This is a genomic window from Acinetobacter sp. WA-87 (assembly GCF_039938935.1).
Lineage (GTDB): Bacteria > Pseudomonadota > Gammaproteobacteria > Pseudomonadales > Moraxellaceae > Acinetobacter > Acinetobacter seifertii.
Window position 1 is genome coordinate 338,306 of record NZ_JBDUVF010000004.1, and the last position, 17,086, is coordinate 355,391.

General features: G+C 38.6%; 16 protein-coding genes. 11 read left to right on the forward strand and 5 right to left on the reverse strand.

Features of this window, described 5'->3' with window-relative positions:
• Positions 1 to 51 precede the first annotated feature (51 nt).
• Positions 52 to 609, forward strand: a complete 558-nt coding sequence (locus ABFY81_RS14070) for an NADAR family protein (RefSeq protein ID WP_151741747.1) — start codon at positions 52 to 54, stop codon at positions 607 to 609.
• Between the two features lie 58 nt (positions 610 to 667).
• Positions 668 to 1,171, forward strand: a complete 504-nt coding sequence (locus tag ABFY81_RS14075; protein ID WP_347914002.1) for a GNAT family N-acetyltransferase — start codon at positions 668 to 670, stop codon at positions 1,169 to 1,171.
• A 6-nt stretch (positions 1,172 to 1,177) separates the two neighbouring features.
• Here the strand turns inward: ABFY81_RS14075 and ABFY81_RS14080 are convergent, their stop codons facing one another.
• A complete protein-coding gene (locus ABFY81_RS14080) occupies positions 1,178 to 2,179 on the reverse strand; it encodes a hypothetical protein (protein ID WP_347914003.1) in 1,002 nt (333 codons plus the stop codon).
• A 157-nt stretch (positions 2,180 to 2,336) separates the two neighbouring features.
• On the opposite strand from ABFY81_RS14080, the gene pheS reads away from it, so the two are divergent.
• Genes pheS through ABFY81_RS14095 form a run of 3 tightly spaced genes read left to right on the forward strand, consistent with a single transcriptional unit; the run spans position 2,337 to position 6,024 of the window.
• Positions 2,337 to 3,317, forward strand: a complete 981-nt coding sequence (gene pheS / locus ABFY81_RS14085; protein WP_002054514.1) for a phenylalanine--tRNA ligase subunit alpha — start codon at positions 2,337 to 2,339, stop codon at positions 3,315 to 3,317.
• Between the two features lie 32 nt (positions 3,318 to 3,349).
• The gene (pheT, locus tag ABFY81_RS14090) at positions 3,350 to 5,731 is read left to right on the forward strand and encodes a phenylalanine--tRNA ligase subunit beta (RefSeq protein WP_347914004.1); all 2,382 of its coding nucleotides are present in this window, start codon (positions 3,350 to 3,352) and stop codon (positions 5,729 to 5,731) included.
• Complete coding sequence (locus ABFY81_RS14095; RefSeq protein WP_000126166.1) at positions 5,728 to 6,024, forward strand: integration host factor subunit alpha; 297 nt, start codon at positions 5,728 to 5,730, stop codon at positions 6,022 to 6,024. The genes pheT and ABFY81_RS14095 overlap by 4 nt, the downstream gene beginning before the upstream one ends.
• Before the next feature lie 168 nt (positions 6,025 to 6,192).
• Here the strand turns inward: ABFY81_RS14095 and ABFY81_RS14100 are convergent, their stop codons facing one another.
• Positions 6,193 to 6,429, reverse strand: coding sequence for a hypothetical protein (locus ABFY81_RS14100; protein WP_019456649.1), 237 nt, complete (start codon positions 6,427 to 6,429; stop codon positions 6,193 to 6,195).
• Positions 6,430 to 6,522: 93 nt separating this feature from the next.
• Here ABFY81_RS14100 and ABFY81_RS14105 point away from each other — a divergent pair, with 93 nt between their 5' ends.
• Positions 6,523 to 6,657, forward strand: coding sequence for a hypothetical protein (locus ABFY81_RS14105; protein ID WP_081400256.1), 135 nt, complete (start codon positions 6,523 to 6,525; stop codon positions 6,655 to 6,657).
• Between the two features lie 186 nt (positions 6,658 to 6,843).
• On the opposite strand, the gene rho is transcribed toward ABFY81_RS14105, so the two are convergent.
• Both rho and trxA read right to left on the reverse strand, forming a co-directional pair.
• Positions 6,844 to 8,112 carry a transcription termination factor Rho gene (gene rho / locus ABFY81_RS14110; protein ID WP_001054522.1) on the reverse strand — a complete coding sequence of 423 codons (1,269 nt, stop codon included), beginning with the start codon at positions 8,110 to 8,112 and terminating at the stop codon, positions 6,844 to 6,846.
• A gap of 320 nt (positions 8,113 to 8,432) precedes the next feature.
• Positions 8,433 to 8,759, reverse strand: a complete 327-nt coding sequence (gene trxA / locus ABFY81_RS14115) for a thioredoxin (RefSeq protein ID WP_002054512.1) — start codon at positions 8,757 to 8,759, stop codon at positions 8,433 to 8,435.
• 279 nt (positions 8,760 to 9,038) lie between these two features.
• On the opposite strand from trxA, the gene ppx reads away from it, so the two are divergent.
• Genes ppx through ABFY81_RS14140 form a run of 5 tightly spaced genes read left to right on the forward strand, consistent with a single transcriptional unit; the run spans position 9,039 to position 14,138 of the window.
• A complete protein-coding gene (ppx, locus tag ABFY81_RS14120; protein ID WP_004698565.1) occupies positions 9,039 to 10,559 on the forward strand; it encodes an exopolyphosphatase in 1,521 nt (506 codons plus the stop codon).
• A gap of 18 nt (positions 10,560 to 10,577) precedes the next feature.
• Complete coding sequence (locus ABFY81_RS14125; protein ID WP_004698563.1) at positions 10,578 to 11,399, forward strand: acetyl-CoA carboxylase carboxyltransferase subunit alpha; 822 nt, start codon at positions 10,578 to 10,580, stop codon at positions 11,397 to 11,399.
• Positions 11,336 to 12,736 (forward strand): tRNA lysidine(34) synthetase TilS, encoded by a 1,401-nt coding sequence (gene tilS / locus ABFY81_RS14130; RefSeq protein ID WP_347914005.1) that lies wholly within the window; start codon positions 11,336 to 11,338, stop codon positions 12,734 to 12,736. Before ABFY81_RS14125 ends, tilS begins: the two co-directional genes overlap by 64 nt.
• On the forward strand, positions 12,711 to 13,547 hold the full coding sequence (proC, locus tag ABFY81_RS14135) for a pyrroline-5-carboxylate reductase (protein ID WP_347914016.1): 837 nt from the start codon (positions 12,711 to 12,713) through the stop codon (positions 13,545 to 13,547). The genes tilS and proC overlap by 26 nt, the downstream gene beginning before the upstream one ends.
• Before the next feature lie 21 nt (positions 13,548 to 13,568).
• The gene (locus tag ABFY81_RS14140) at positions 13,569 to 14,138 is read left to right on the forward strand and encodes a YggT family protein (protein WP_002054582.1); all 570 of its coding nucleotides are present in this window, start codon (positions 13,569 to 13,571) and stop codon (positions 14,136 to 14,138) included.
• A gap of 59 nt (positions 14,139 to 14,197) precedes the next feature.
• On the opposite strand, the gene polA is transcribed toward ABFY81_RS14140, so the two are convergent.
• On the reverse strand, positions 14,198 to 16,969 hold the full coding sequence (gene polA / locus ABFY81_RS14145; protein ID WP_151760817.1) for a DNA polymerase I: 2,772 nt from the start codon (positions 16,967 to 16,969) through the stop codon (positions 14,198 to 14,200).
• Positions 16,970 to 17,086 lie beyond the last annotated feature (117 nt).

Sequence of the window (17,086 nt, forward strand, 5' to 3'; positions counted from 1 at the left end):
TTTATTTTTAGCGGTTCTATTTTAAAAAGAGAAAATAATCAGAGATAAATGATGAAAGACGAAAAATTTTTAAATGATTTAATTCAAAAAGTGCAGCAAGGTCACCAGTATAAATACTTATATTTCTGGGGACATACTCCTAAACAAGCTGATCTTGTTGATAAAAGCTGTTTTAGCCAGTGGTTCCCTGCGCAATTTAAGGTGGAAGGTGTCGAGTACTTTACTGCTGAGCACTATATGATGGCGCAAAAAGCAAAATTATTTAATGATAAAGAAATTTTTGCACGAATTTTGCAGGTTAAACATCCGAATGAAGCGAAGCAGCTAGGCCGTAAAGTGCGTAATTATGACGAACAGATATGGCAAGAAAATCGTTTTGACATCGTGGTGCAGGCGAATTTTGCTAAATTTTCACAGCATCCTGAATTGAAAAAATTCTTATTGGCAACGAAAGACCGTATTTTGGTTGAAGCATCTCCAGTCGATAAAATTTGGGGTATTGGTATGGCGCAAGACCATCCACACATCCAAGATCCATCTCTATGGCAAGGTCTAAATTTGTTGGGATTTGCTTTAATGCATGTTCGAGAGCAGTTTTTAACTGAGTAGGTGCATGTGAGACTAATCAATACTTCATTCTAAAAAGTAGTGACGTGAGGGGAGTGAATTGAAACCATTAAATGACACAGATATTCGTATAGCAACATTTAAGGATGCATTATCTATTGCAGAAGTACATGTGCAAGCTTGGAAAGAAACCTATACCGGTATGGTTAAGCAAGAAATATTAGATGAGCTTAACGTACTAGATAAAGAACAGTTATGGAAAGAGATAAGCAGAAGTCCTAATCATAAGTTATTTATCTATACTGAAAATGGAGTAGTAAAAGGCTTTCTCGATGGTTATTTAAATCCAGAAAATAATGTTGCTGAAATTCTTGCTTTTTATCTTTTAAAAGAAGTTCAAAAACAAGGCATAGGTCGTGAGTTATTTCAAAAGTTCTATCAATGCGCTTTAAATCAAGGTTATGCTTTTATTCGTTTAGAGGTTTTTAATAAAAATCCGAGTCGCTTCTTCTATGAAAAAATGGGAGCAAAGTTAATTGCTGAAGCCGAACTACCAGAGTTCGGCTTCGGAATAACAGAGTTGCTTTATCAATGGGAACTTTAATCAAGATTAAAGCCCAAAATAATAAGCTAAGGCACAAATAATAATGGTTAAAATAATGAGCTTGATTACACCTGTTCCACCAGTTTTATGATGAGGTGCTTTTAAATGAGTTACGGACTCATTTGTTGCATCAAAAGGAGAGGGTTTCTCAACAGGTTTTAATTGAGCAGTTTGATAATGATTGGCAGCTTTAACAATCAGCTTTGCAAACAGATCATCAGTTTTATGGGTAAAATTTCTTAAGTTAATAATTTGTTCTTGGTCTAAGTCTTCCCCTAAAGGATCATTTGCGGCGCGTTTCTTTTGCTCCAAATAATCTAATAAAGCTTGGGTGCGGTAGAGGAGTTGGTGTGCACAATCAGCTGGATAATTTTCAGGAATAAGAGCAAGAGTTGGTTGATGATCTATTGAGATTTGATGAGTTGACCCATCAAAATATTTTTTCTCAAATTTAGGTTCTTCAAAACCTGCTGCATACTTACTTCGAAATAACTCAGATTCCATAAAGTCAGCAATTTCATCCCATTGAGGTGCTTTTAAGTCAGCATCAACTTTCTTAGATAATTTTTCATTCAGTTCAAAACGCCAGAAAGTTTCTAAACGTAAATCACTACGCTGATTTAAAGGTGGCTCAAATTCATTATCGCTGCTGTACCATTCGGCAAGCTCATGGCCAAAAATCCATGCGATTTTTTTATTGTTTTGATGGCTCACAATAAAATGGGTATAGGGTAAAAGTTCTACATTATTATTTGGATTCTGCTCTTCATTTAAGATGGTTGATAAGTGAAGAGAGATTTGGGTTGTTCCCTGTTTTTTGAGTGCTTCTAGCCAAACTTGGAAATGTTGAGCAAGTAAATGCTGTGAAATTAAGTCACGAAACTGAAAACTATGTTGGTCAAAAATATGATGTTGTCGCCATTCGTTGAAGCTTGAATTCTGGCGAAGGTATTCATTACCGTAGGTCACAAGTGTAAGTTGTTGTTTCCAAATCTGATTGAGCGCCATAATAATTGATCTCATTGACGATAGTATTATTTTATACGTTTTATCTTTTTGTTGCCTAATACATTTTTCATGATGGATAAACTTCATCAATACGGTGAAAAACTGTTAGAATGCAGTGTTTTATTATATTTTTAAATTTGTTGCTTTGAGAGTTAATATGTCACTGGAAGCCCTGACCACAGAAGCGCTTGCTGCCATTGCAGCAGCTCAAGACCTTGTTGCACTTGATCAGGTGCGTGTGCAATTTACAGGGAAAAAAAGCCAGCTTGCAGAACAATCGAAAGCATTAGGGAAAATGGACCCTGAAGAACGCAAAGTACAAGGTGCTGCGATTCATGCTGTTCGAGAAACAATTAATAGCGCTTTAACTGAGCGTCAAACGGCATTACAACAAGCTGCGCTAGCGCAAAAACTAGCAAATGAGACCATTGATATTACTTTACCAGGTCGTGGACAGCGCATTGGTACAGTTCATCCTGTTACTCAAGTACAAGAACGTATTTGCCAGTTCTTTACTAAAGCTGGTTTTACAGTTGCAACAGGACCAGAAGTTGAAGATGACTATCATAACTTTGAAGCATTAAATATTCCTGGGCACCATCCTGCACGTGCCATGCACGATACTTTCTATTTCGATGCAAACCATTTGTTGCGTACGCATACTTCTGGTGTGCAAATTCGTACCATGGAAACAAGCCAGCCGCCAATTCGTATTGTATGTCCGGGCCGTGTATATCGCTGTGACTCAGACCAAACGCATTCGCCAATGTTCCATCAAATCGAAGGTTTGTACGTTGCTGAGAACACCAGCTTTGCTGAATTAAAAGGTTTATTAATTAACCTACTGAATGAATTTTTTGAGAAAGATTTAAAAGTACGTTTCCGCCCATCATATTTCCCATTTACAGAGCCTAGTGCAGAAGTGGATATCATGGATGAGCGTGGACGTTGGTTAGAAGTATTAGGCTGTGGCATGGTACATCCAAATGTATTACGCGCTGCAGGTATTGATCCTGATAAATACAAAGGCTTTGCTTTTGGTTTAGGGGTAGAGCGTTTTGCAATGTTGCGTTATGGCATCAATGATTTGCGTATGTTCTATCAAAATGATGTGCGTTTCTTACGCCAATTTGCCTAACATTTTTTCAGGATTAAATAAGGTTTATAAAGATGAAGATTAGCGAAAATTGGTTACGCACATGGGTTAACCCAGCAATTGATAGTGATACCTTATCTGATCAGTTGACTATGCTTGGTCTTGAGGTAGATGAACTAGCACCTGTTGCTAAGCCATTTACTGGAGTTGTGGTTGGTGAAGTTCTAACAGTTGAACAACATCCAGATGCAGATCGTCTGCGTGTAACAACAGTGAATATTGGTTCAGGTGAACCGCTGCAAATTGTATGTGGTGCTCCTAACGTTCGTGTTGGAATGAAAGCACCTGTAGCAACTATTGGCGCAGTATTACCAGGCGATTTTAAAATCAAAAAAGGTAAGCTTCGTGGTGTCGAGTCACAAGGTATGTTGTGCGGTGCTTCTGAAATCGACCTTGAAGATAAAATCGATGGTTTGCTTGAGCTACCTGCCGATGCTCCAGTAGGGGTAAACATCCGTGAATACTTAAAACTTGATGATAACGTCATCGATATCAGTATTACGCCAAACCGTGGTGACTGTTTTAGTATCCGTGGTATCGCTCGTGAGATAGCAGTAATTAACCTACTGCAAATGAATGAGCCTGAAATCAAGTCAGTTGATGCGACAATCACTGATGAGAAAAAAGTAGTGATCAGCACGGATGGTGCTCCACGCTATTTAGGACGTGTAGTTAAAAATGTGAATGTGAAAGCTGCTACTCCTGAATGGATGGAACAAGCTTTAGCACGCTCAGGTATTCGTACACACAGTATTTTAGTTGATGTAACGAACTACGTCCTCATGGAATTAGGCCAGCCAATGCATGCTTTCGATTTAGCTAAAATTGAAGGTACTGTAGAAGTTCGCCAAGCTAAGCCGCAAGAAAAGTTGCAACTTTTGAATGATCAAGAAGTTGAGTTGCAAGAAGATATAATGGTTATTGCGGATGACCAGAAAGCTTTAGCAATCGCAGGTATCATGGGTGGTTTAGCATCAAGTGTAACTGATGATACAGCTGATATCTTCTTGGAGAGCGCATTCTTCGCTCCACTTGCGATTGCTGGGCGTGCTCGCCGTTTTGGTTTACATACAGATTCTTCGCAACGTTATGAACGCGGTGTAGATTTTGAATTGCCATTAATTGCGATGAATCGTGCTTCTCAGCTCATTAAAGAATTAGCGGGTGGTGAGTTTGGTCCTATCACTGTAGCTGAAAAAACGGATTTACTTCCAAAACGTGAAGCTATTGAACTTAAGCAAGCTCAAGTAGACCAATTATTGGGATATCAAGTTGCTGCTGATTTCATTACAGATGCTTTAACTCGACTAGGTTGTAAAGTAACTGTTAAAGCTGAAGGTGAGTGGAGCGTTATTCCTCCATCACATCGTTACGATATGGCAATTTATCAAGATTTGATTGAGGAAGTTGCACGTATTGATGGTTATGACAATATCCAGATTAGTCTACCAAGCATGGATGTTCAGCTTGCTAAGTACCAAGATCGTTTTGAAATTGCACAGTTACGCCAAACAGTAGTTACTTTGGGCTACCAAGAAGCAATTAGTTTTAGCTTTGCTGATGCAAAACTTGAAAAGCAATTGAACCCACAAGTAAATCCATTAATGCTCGCAAATCCAATCTCAAGTGATTTGGCAGCAATGCGTAGCACTTTGCTTTCTAGCTTAATTCCTTGTGTACAATATAATTTAAACCGTCAGCAAAGCCGTGTGCGTTTCTTTGAGCTTGGTTTGCGTTTTGATTATCAAAATGCTACGTCTATTCAAGACTTAAAGCAAATCCCGACATTAGCTTTAATTGCTGTAGGTTCTCGTGAACCAGAATCATGGCATGCTAAGCCACAGCCAATGGATTTCTTCGACTTCAAAGGTGAAGTAGAAGAAGTTTTAGCTGCTGGACGTGTCAAAGTTGAATATGTACGCTCAGAGCGTGCTTGGTTACATCCGGGACAGTCAGCTGAAATTTTAGTTGATGGTAAATCAATTGGTTACCTAGGCCGTTTGCACCCATCTTTAGAAAATGAGCTCGATTTGAGCACAACTTGGGTTGCTGAGCTTGATCAGGCAGCAGTTTTGCAATCTTATGTATCTAATTTTACAGAATTATCACGTTTTCCTTCGGTTAGACGTGATATTGCGCTTTTAATCTCTGATAATATAAATGTTAGAGATATTCAGCAGTTAATCGAAAAAACTGGTGGAGAGCTTTTAGACTCTACTTGGTTATTCGATGTGTATACGGGGCAGGGTGTCGAAGAGGGTAAACGCTCATTAGCGTTTGCACTACTATGGCAACATCCTTCACGTACGCTTGAAGATGCTGAAATTAAATCTGGTATGGACAATATAATCCAAGTGTTGGAAAACACTTATCAAGCGACATTGAGGGCCTCATGACAGCACTAACTAAAGCAGACATGGCTGATCATTTAAGTGAGTTAACCAGCTTAAATCGCCGTGAAGCAAAACAAATGGTCGAGTTGTTCTTTGACGAAATTAGCCAAGCGCTGATTGCGGGTGAGCAGGTTAAGCTTTCTGGTTTTGGTAATTTCGAACTAAGAGATAAACGCGAGCGTCCAGGACGCAATCCTAAAACAGGTGAAGAAATTCCAATTTCTGCTCGCCGAGTAGTGACCTTTAGAGCAGGTCAGAAATTTAGACAACGCGTTGGAAATGAGCAGATCGATTGATCTGCTTTTTTTTTATTTATAATTTTTAATGGTTTGGAATAAAATATATTTTATAGGTGATAAATATAATTTAAATAATATATAACGTAGCTATTGTTTAAATTATAAAATTTAAGCATAAAAAAAGAGGACATAAAGTCCTCTTTTTTATCTAATCTAGAGTATAGATTAGTGTGCAGCAGAAGCAGCAGGTGCAGAAGCAGCAGCTTCAGAAGAAGCAGCAGCAGCGTCAACAGCTGAAGCAGCAGCAGTAGCAGCTTCAGAAGCAGCAACAGTAGCTTCAGAAGCAGCAGCTACAGCTTCAGAAGCAGCAGCAGCAGCAGGAGCTTCTTCTTTCTTAGAACAACCAACGAAAGCTAAAGTAGCAGCAACAGCAGCAGCAACAGCGAATTTTTTGAATAACATGGCATCACTCTCACAAAAAAAATTTGAGATTAAAAAAACCTAAGTTAGGCTGTTTGGCTTTTATTATTCCTAAACGTAGCTAGGTAACAACGCATGGAGCAGTCTAACTGGTCTGCCGCTATGCTATCACTGCGCATGTTGAAATACTACTGCCACCTGTCAAAAAAGCGCAGAAAAAATCAAAAAACAGGCTGTTTTTTAACAGAAAAAAACAATCAATTAGTTTGAATATATTGGAAAAGGTGTGAATAAGCTATTAAAAAACCTAATTTTTTTAAATTAAAAATATTTGTTTTCAAAAGCTTAAATATATTCTTACATAGAAAATAACAAAATGTATTTTTGTGTAAAGCTTGTCAACCAAATAAAAAAGCTACTCAATAGAGTAGCTTTTTTGAAGGATAATAAAATTAATTAAGTTGAAGCTTTACGTTTCATTTGATCAAAGAAATCATCATTTGTTTTGGTTTCTTTCATACGATCAAGTAAGAATTCCATAGCAGCCAACTCATCCATAGGGTGAAGAAGTTTGCGGAGAATCCAGACTTTACGTAATTTATCTTCATCCATTAAACGTTCTTCGCGACGTGTGCCAGACTTTTTGATATTCATGGCAGGGAAGACACGCTTTTCAGCAATACGGCGATCAAGTGTAATTTCTTGGTTACCAGTACCTTTGAATTCTTCGTAAATTACATCGTCCATTTTACTGCCAGTTTCAATTAGCGCAGTAGAAATGATCGTTAAAGAACCACCTTCTTCGATGTTACGTGCAGCACCAAAGAAACGTTTAGGACGTTCTAATGCGTGAGCATCTACACCACCTGTTAGTACCTTGCCAGATGAAGGAATTACAGTGTTGTATGCACGAGCTAAACGAGTAATAGAGTCAAGCAAAATCACAACATCTTTTTTATGTTCAACAAGACGTTTTGCTTTTTCAATCACCATTTCAGCAACTTGTACGTGACGGGCAGGTGCTTCATCAAATGTTGAGGCAACAACTTCACCGCGTACAGTACGCTCCATTTCAGTTACTTCTTCTGGACGCTCATCAATAAGTAAAACAATAAGGAACACTTCCGGATTGTTTCTAACAATAGATTGCGCAATGTTTTGAAGTAACATTGTTTTACCCGCTTTAGGCGGTGCAACAATAATTGAACGTTGACCTTTACCAATTGGGGCAACTAAGTCGACAACACGAGCAGTTAAGTCTTCTGTCGTACCATTACCTAGTTCCATAACCAATTGTTCGGTTGGGAAAAGAGGAGTTAAGTTTTCAAATAAAATTTTATTTCGAGAATTTTCTGGCGTGTCATAGTTAATTTGATTAACTTTGAGCAACGCAAAATAACGCTCACCTTCTTTGGGAGGGCGAATAGTACCTGTGATGGTATCACCTGTACGCAAGTTAAAGCGTCGGATTTGTGAAGGACTCACATAAATATCATCCGGACCTGCTAAATACGAACCTGCGGCAGAGCGCAAAAAACCAAAACCATCAGAGAGAATTTCAAGAACGCCGTCACCAAAAATTTCTTCGCCATTCATTGCATGGCGTTTCAAGATGGCAAAGATAATATCTTGCTTTCGGTTACGAGCCATACCTTCAAGGCCCATAAATTCAGCAATTTTAATTAGTTCGCCGATTGGTTTTTTCTTGAGTTCAGTTAAATTCATAAGGGTCAGAATTAGGAAAGAGTAGAGTGTGGTTTAAAAGAAGAAAAATCGCTCGCATACAAAAAAGAGTATCGCAATTGTATTTACACAATAACAATTCAGAAGTCTGATTAACTGTTTCGAAGAGAAATGTGAAAAAACAATTTCTGTTGCCGAGTGGCGATCTTTATGTTTGTGTCTTGTAAGAAGCCGGACAGAAGACGATTCCCTTCAGTGCCTCTTGAGCATGCAATATAAGTGAGATCAGCTAATTTGTCAATTTATAGCCGAAAAAAATACGCTATATAGGTATAGCGTATTTTTATCTATAACGTTTCGTTTTAAACGTTTTCGTCAATAAAGCTAACGAGTTTAGAACGAGGTACAGCACCGATTTGTTGAGCTACTACTTCACCATTTTTGAAAAGTAATAGAGCAGGAATATTACGGATATTGTATTTTACTGCAGTATCTTCACAAGAAGTCACGTCAACTTTAACGATTTTTACTTTACCAGCATATTCACTTGATAAATCTTCAAGAACAGGTGCAATGGCTTTACAAGGCGCACACCAACCTGCCCAGAAGTCAACAAGTACAGGTGTTTCAGCATCAAGAACATCTGCTTGGAAGTTATCATCAGTTGTATTTACAATAGTCGCAGACATGGTACGGCTCCAATTTTTAGAAAAAAGTGCTATCACTGTGTGAGGATATAATCTCTATCAGTATTACATAGCTACTTAGTTCAATGTAAGGGTTTGATGCTATTATTCAAGGCTTAACTAAATTTGTCTAATGGATGCTCACGATATTCATCATCGGCTTGTACAATCGTTTAACAAATAGAAAAATATCGATGGCTAATAAATGTTGATGAAAATGGCTTTTCAATTGCATTCTTGTGAATTACTCTAGGCGTGAATTGTTATGGGTTTAGTTCAATAATGTCTGACTTTCTGATTGATGAAGAATTACTTGCTGCCATAGATATGGGGTCGAACAGTTTTCACCTTGCGATTGCACGGGTAGATCACGGTGAAGTTAAAAAAGTGGCTTCAATGTCAGAGAAAGTACAGCTTGCAGCTGGTCTGGATGAAAATAAAAACCTAACAGAAGCAGCGCAACAACGTGGATTAGCATGTTTAGCTCGTTTCGTTGGACGTTTAAGTTCGGTTCAACCCAATCGTTTAAGAATTGTGGCAACGAATGCTTTGCGTCAAGCTAAAAATGGTCATGAATTTATTCAAAAAGCGGCCGAAATTTTACCTAAACCTATTGAAATTATTGCGGGTCGTGAAGAAGCTCGTTTGATTTATCTTGGTGTATCTCACACGATGGCTAATGGCGGACGTCGTTTAGTTGTAGATATTGGTGGGGGATCTACCGAGTTTATTATTGGCGAAGAGTTTGAGCCAATTTATACCGAATCATTACAAATGGGATGTGTGGCATATACAAAAGCTTATTTCGCTGATGGCGAAATCACGCAAAAAGCCTTTGATAAAGCTGTAGTTGCTGCTCGTAAAGAACTTTCAGCAATCGCAACGACTTATAAGATGGAAGGTTGGGATACTGTTGTTGGCTCAAGTGGAACGATTAAAGCTTGCCGTCAAATTATGGTGAATATGGGGTTAAGTGACGAACAAGAAAATGTCACTCGAGAAGGCCTATATAAACTCAAAGATAAACTACTTAAGTTCAAAAATATTTCTGAAATTGATTTTGAAGGTTTACGAGAAGATCGACGAGCAGTTTTGCCAGCCGGATTGGCAATTTTGTACGCAGTTTTTGAAGTTTTAGAAATTGAACGTTTGGCATATTCTGATGGTGCATTACGTGAAGGAGTCATGTATGACCTGTTAGGTCGTTTTAAGCATGAAGATATTCGGGATCGTAGTGTACAGGCCTTGATGGGGCGCTATAACGCCGATCCTAAACAAGCAGAACGTGTCGTAAATACAGCCCAACATTTATTTGATGGTGTTGCAAAATCACTTAATTTAACGAGTGAAGACAGTGACTTACTACGTAGAGCAGCCTATTTGCATGAAATTGGTTTAGCAATTAGTCATGGTGGTTACCATCGTCATGGTGCTTATTTATTACAGCATTCTGATATTCCTGGTTTCTCACAAATTGATCAAAATCATCTTTCACATTTAGTTGCTCACCATCGACGTAAATTACGTAATGATGTAAAAAATGAAGTTTTGAAGGCTGGCGGTAATAAATTACTTTACTTAAGTTTATTACTTCGCCTTGCAGTTTTACTCAATCATAGTCGCAGTGATCAGATGCTTCCTGCCATTGAATTAACCATCATAAATGATCAACAATGGCAGCTTAGTGTTTCTGGTGATGCCAAACAATGGCCATTGTTAGTTGCCGACTTGCATGATGAGCAAGAGCAGTTTAAGCATTGGGACATTGAATTGAATATTCAGTCGGAAAAATTTATCGATTAAAGGGATAATATTCGACCTATGAAAAAAGCTACTCAGTCCAAAGCGTGGACAACGGTTCAAATTGCACGTCATCCTGATCGTCCGCAATTTCTAGATTATGTCGGTGAAATCTTTACAGAGTTTGATGCCTTGCATGGTGATCGTTTGTTTGGTGACGATGGTGCGATGGTAGGTGGTCTTGCTCGTTTTGACGGTCAACCTGTGATGGTCATTGGACAACACCGTGGTCGTAGTACCCGTGAAAAATTAAAGCACAACTTTGGTATGGCGAACCCAGAAGGTTACCGTAAATCTCAGCGTTTATTAGATATGGCTGAGCGTTTTAATCTTCCAGTCTTTACATTTATTGATACTATGGGCGCTTACCCAGGTGTTGGTGCTGAAGAGCGTGGACAAGCTGAAGCAATTGCAACGAGTCTTGCTCAACTTTCAAGTTTGAAAGTTCCTGTAGTTGCAACAGTACTCGGTGAAGGCGGTTCTGGTGGTGCTTTAGGTATTGGTGTTGCTGACCGAGTAATTATGCTATCTCATAGTATTTATTCTGTTATTTCACCAGAAGGCTGTGCATCTATTTTGTGGAAGACTGCTGAAAAAGCTGCTCAAGCAAGTGAAGCTTTAGGTTTGACAGCAGATAAGCTGCAATCTTTAGGTATTGTTGAATATGTAGTAGATGAAGGCGAAGGGGCTCATTTAGACCCTGAGCGTGTTATGCAAAATCTAAAAGTAGTTTTGAAGCAAGCTTTAGATGAATTGCTACCAATGGATGCAAATGAACGATGCGAAGCACGTTATCAACGTTTAATGAAGTTTGGCAGCGAAAATTTAGGCATAGCGTCTTAAAGCAGTCTCAAGAGTTTTCAGAGAATAGCTCTTTTCTTATTGGATGTAGTGGCGGCATGGATTCAATGCTGCTGCTACATTTGATGTCTCAAATTTTCCCTCAAAAGATCCGAGTAATTCACATTGATCATCAACTGCAAGAACAAAGTGCAGAATGGTCGAAACTAGTTGCCAATCAAGCAATAAGTTTAAATATCCCTTATATTATTCAAAAAGTCCAAGTTACTGATGGTAATTTGGAAGCTCAAGCACGTCAGGCACGTTATCAAGCTTATCTACAGCATTTACAACCTAATGAAACTTTAGTGCTTGCACACCATCAACAAGATCAAGCCGAAACAGTTATATTAAGATTGTTGTCGGGAGCTGGTGTTGATGGACTTGCTGCTATGCAGTCTATTGATTATCGTGTAGATATGGCGATTTGGCGTCCTTTTTTAGATTTAACTCGTGAACAAATTGCTGCTTGGACCGCTCAACTTGAAATTGAGTATGTAAATGATCCTACAAATTATGATATTCATTATGATCGGGCATGGTCACGTGAAGAGCTTTGGCCATTCTTAAAAAACCGATTTCCAAAAATGCAGCAGGCTTTAAGCCGAACCAGTTACCTGATGCAAGACGCTTCTGAAATTTTAGAAGAAGTTTTAAAAGTTGATTTAGAGCATTGTGGCACGGCTGAGTGTTTAGATTTAACTAAATTACTAGAGTTGACATCTGCACGTCAGCGTCAATTACTTTCTGTTTGGATGAAAGGTGATGGACAATATCGGCCTGCATTTGAAATGGTTGAGCGGTTAAAGAGTGAAGTAATTAATTCAAAGTCTGATGCACAAGCCGCTTTGCACTGGAATCAGTTTTACTATGTCCGTTATCAAAATTACCTTTATAGATTAAGTAAGCAAGATTTTCTTGCTGAAACATTAAATCCGGTCGAAGCTGAACTCGAGCATGTATTTAAATTAGAAGAAAAATGGCAGGGGCCTTCTGGACTTTTTCATATTCTGTCTAAAGAAATTGGATTGAGTCATTCTTTACTAAATAAAGACTTGAAAATAATTCGACGTCAAGGCGGTGAAAAAATCCATTTATATGGTCGTGTTGGGCAATGGCCATTAAAAAAAGCAATTCAAGAAGCACATATTTTGCCTTGGCTTCGTCATACAATTCAAATATTAGTCATAGATAATGTTATGCTTGGGGTTTTTACACCGAAAGGATTTTGGTTGGCTCAGTCTCCGTATTGTGAGCAAGGAGGATGGCAACCAGATTTAATTTCTCATTCTTGTGATCTGGTAAATGGCGAATATGGTTATGACAAGTTCAGTAAATAGTAATATCTGTTTTATTGGTGGTGGTAATATGGCCCAAGCGTTGATTGGTGGCCTAATTTCAAGAGGTTTACCGCCAACACGTATTACCGTTTCAGATCCAGTTGAACAAATCCGCCATTTATTACAAGAAAAAGAAGTTCATGTAACTCAAGATAATGTGGCTGCAATTCAAAATGCTGATGTTGTCGTACTAGCGGTAAAGCCGCAAGTTTTGGCAACTGTTTTACGTCCTCTAAAAGGGCTTTTATCAGATAAATTGGTTATATCAATTATTGCTGGTGCTGAAATTCAAACAATATCAAACTTAATTGATAGTAATCGAATTGTTCGAGTTATGCCAAATACGCCAGCCCTCGTTCAAACTGGTGCGCATGGTATCTATGCAAATGATGTGGTGGGCTCTGCGGATCGTGAATTAACGAGTCAAATTTTAGCAGCCACAGGCTTAACAATTTGGGTAAACTCCGAAGCTCAAATTGATGCGGTAACAGCGGTTTCTGGTTCAGGTCCTGCATATTTTTTCTATCTCATGGAAAGTATGATCCGTGCTGGTAAAAATTTAGGACTTGATGAAAAAGTTGCCACTGCTTTAACTCTTCAAACAGCATTAGGTGCAGCTCAAATGGCAATTACGAGTTCAAATACTCCGTCTGAACTTCGTAAGAATGTGACATCACCAAATGGTACGACACAAGCTGCACTTGAAGTTTTTGACCGTGCACAAATCTCCCAAAATATTCAATCTGCATTGGCTGCTGCACAGAAGCGTAGTCAAGAGTTGGCTCAAGAACTGAGTGACAGTGCAAAATAGCTTAAATAGGATAAGACAACTATGGGTGCAAATTCTGCGCTAATTTTTGGAATTTTAATTAATGTCGCGATTTTATTGGTCTTTTTCCGTTTTTTAATGCAATTGGCGGCAGTAAGTCCTTATAATCCTGTGGTTTTATCGACAGTAAAAGCGACGAAAATTGTTGATATTTTTGGCCGAATTTTTCCAACGGTCGCAAAAGGTCGATTCAATTTAGCCGCGTTAGTTCTTTTAATTATTTTATATTTACTGAAAATTTTCGGTGTAATGTATCTTTCTGGCTCAATGCCAAATAGTCCGATTCATTTAGTGATTCTGACATTTGTGACCATGATTCAAGATTTGATTCGTTTCTGCCGTTATTTGATTTTTGCGACAATCATTTTGAGTTGGGTGGTTATGTTCACTCAATCGCGTTCACCTTATATTGAGGTGATTCAAGATTTAGCTGAACCATTACTGGCACCATTCCGTCGTTTGTTGCCTAATATGGGAATGATTGATTTGTCTCCAATTTTGGCATTCTTGGCACTGTATATTGCCGAGATCTTAATGAATGAAGTCGCTAAAGTTCTTTTAACTGGACTTTAAGTTGAGGCGATAAAAAAGGGCTGTATTTCACAGCCCTTTTTTATTGGTTTATTGATGGCTTAGTGTGCGTCATCCCAGTTTTGTCCTTGCCCAACTTCAACCACTAACGGTACGGAAATTTCTACAACAGATTCCATGACTTTTGCGATCTGTTTTGAAAGTTCCTCAGCAATATTTTGATTAGCTTCAAATACTAATTCATCGTGTACTTGAAGTAGTAGCTTGGCTTGATCTTTTGGCAAGATTTTATCAACTTCAATCATTGCAAGTTTAATAATATCAGCCGCACTACCTTGTAAAGGCGCATTAATTGCAGCACGTTCGGCAGCCTTACGCACCATCACATTTCTTGCATCAATATCTGGTGTATATAGACGACGACCTAAAATGGTTTCCACAAAGCCTTGTTCTGATGCAACTTGACGTGTGCGTTGCATATATTCGTAAATACCAGGATAGCGTTGGAAATATTGCTTAATATAATTTTGCGATTCTTGACGTGTGAAGCCTAATTGACGAATTAAGCCAAACTCAGACATACCATACAGTAGACCAAAGTTAACTGCTTTCGCTTGGCGGCGTTGGTCATTGGTTACATCTTCAATTGCAATACCTAATACTTCGGCAGCAGTACGGCGGTGAACGTCTTGTCCGTGCTGGAAAGCATGTACTAATGCTTCATCTTGAGAGAAATGAGCCATTAAACGAAGTTCAATTTGTGAGTAATCGGCAGCCAATAGTACTCGTCCTTCTGGTGCAATGAATGCCTTACGAATTTGACGGCCAATTTGTCTACGAATTGGAATATTTTGTAAATTAGGATCAGAAGAGGAGAGGCGACCTGTTGCTGTGAGCGCTTGATGATAACTCGTATGTACACGATGCGTGTCGTTATGAGATTGCTCAACTAAACGGTCAGTATAGGTACTTTTTAGCTTTGCTAACCCACGATGTTCTAGAATAATTTCCGCTAAAGGATGTTCAATTTTTTCTAAAACACTTTCACTGGTGCTGTATTGTCCAGTTGCAGTTTTTTTACCGCCTTTGATTCCTAATTTATCAAATAGGATTTCGCCGACTTGTTTAGGTGAAGCAATATTAAAAGTTTCATCTGCAATTTCCATAGCCTGATTTTCAAGGCCTTCCATGGTTTTTGCAAACTCGACACTTAATTTGTCTAAGAAAGCATGATCTAAACGAATACCATCTTCTTCCATGCCTGACAAAATTCGGGCAACTGGCATTTCAATGTTATATAAAATATTTTCTAGCTCAGGATGTGCTTTAAGTTTATTTGAAAGGACTTCATATAAACGATAGGTCACATGTGCATCTTCGGCTGCATAATGAGCAGCAACTTCAATCTCAATTTGATTAAAAGTCTTCTGTTTAGCACCTTTACCAGCAATTTGTTCAAAAGTCGTGGTTAAGTGACTTAAGTAGACACGAGCAACATCATCCATACCATGACGAGTAGCAGCTGCATTTAGTACATACGATGCCAGCATGCTATCGAAATACCAGCCTTTAAGCTCTATACCGTGGTTTGCAAAAATATGGGCGTCATATTTAAGGTGATGACCGATTTTTTTAACTGCTTCATTTTCTAGCACAGGCTTAATTTGAGCTAGAATTTGTTCACGGTTCAGTTGTTGCGGTGCATTTTCATAGTTATGCGCTAAAGGCACATAGTAGGCATCTTGTGCATCAAAGGCGATTGAAAAACCGACCATTTCTGCAATACGGTAATCAAGACTTGTGGTCTCTGTATCAATAGCAAAATGATCAGCATTTTGCATGCGTTGCCAGAGTTGATCCCAAGCTTCTTGAGTTAAAACAGTATGATAATTTGCAGTTCCAAGCTGGTCATCTTGACTAGTTAAGCTGGCTTGATCTTCGGTTTCTATCGTTTCAGCAGGTTTAACTTCATTTTGAACAATAGTCTGTGAAGCTTGCTGTTTGTAGCTTGAACTATTTGGGTTGTTTGGATGATCAAGCGATTGTAATTGGTTTCTAAACTCAAGCTCAGTGTATAGATTACGCAAAGCCTCTACGTTTGGATCAGTAAGCTTTAATTCATGCCAGTCGAGTTCTAAAGGAAGATCACATACAATACTGGCTAATTGGTGATCAAGCTTAATATTGTCTAAATTGTCTTTAATATTTTGGCTCAGTTTGCCTTTAAGCTGGTCTACATTAGCAATGATATTGTCTAAAGTGCCATATTCGGTCAGTAACTTGGCTGCTGTTTTTGCACCCACGCCAGGCACGCCCATAATACCATCAGATGCATCGCCCATTAGAGTCAAGTAGTCGATAATCTGATTTGGCCAAACACCAAACTTCTCAAATACGCCGTCGGTGTCCATTACGCGATCTTTAAAGCTATCTTCTAATTTTACATGGTCATTGACGAGCTGAGCCATGTCTTTATCTCCAGTTGAGATAAGGACATGATGGCCCTCGAGTACGGCACGTTTAGCAAGTGTGCCGATAATGTCATCAGCTTCAGCACCCGGAAGACTATATAAAGGAATCCCTTGCGCTTTAATTAATGCATGCAAATATGGAATTTGTTGAGATAACTCTTCAGGCATTGTTGGGCGATCACCTTTATAAATAGGTGAAAGCTTATGACGGAAAGTTGGCTCAGGCGTATCAAAAATCACGGCCATATGTGTTGGCTGCATACGGCGCATTAATTTTTGAATGGCAGAAATTGCCCCACGTATTGCATTGGTATGTAACCCTGTAGAGGTCGTCAATGGTGGTAATGCATGATATGCACGAAATAAAAAATAGGACCCATCAACCAAGACAAATGGTGGCATTGAACAATTCCTTAATTTGAATTAGGGGTATTTTACGTGAAAATGGCTATGAATGCAGGATTATGATTTTTGCAGTATTTTGTATGAATAAATATACGCTTGTATTGGCTTGAAGTA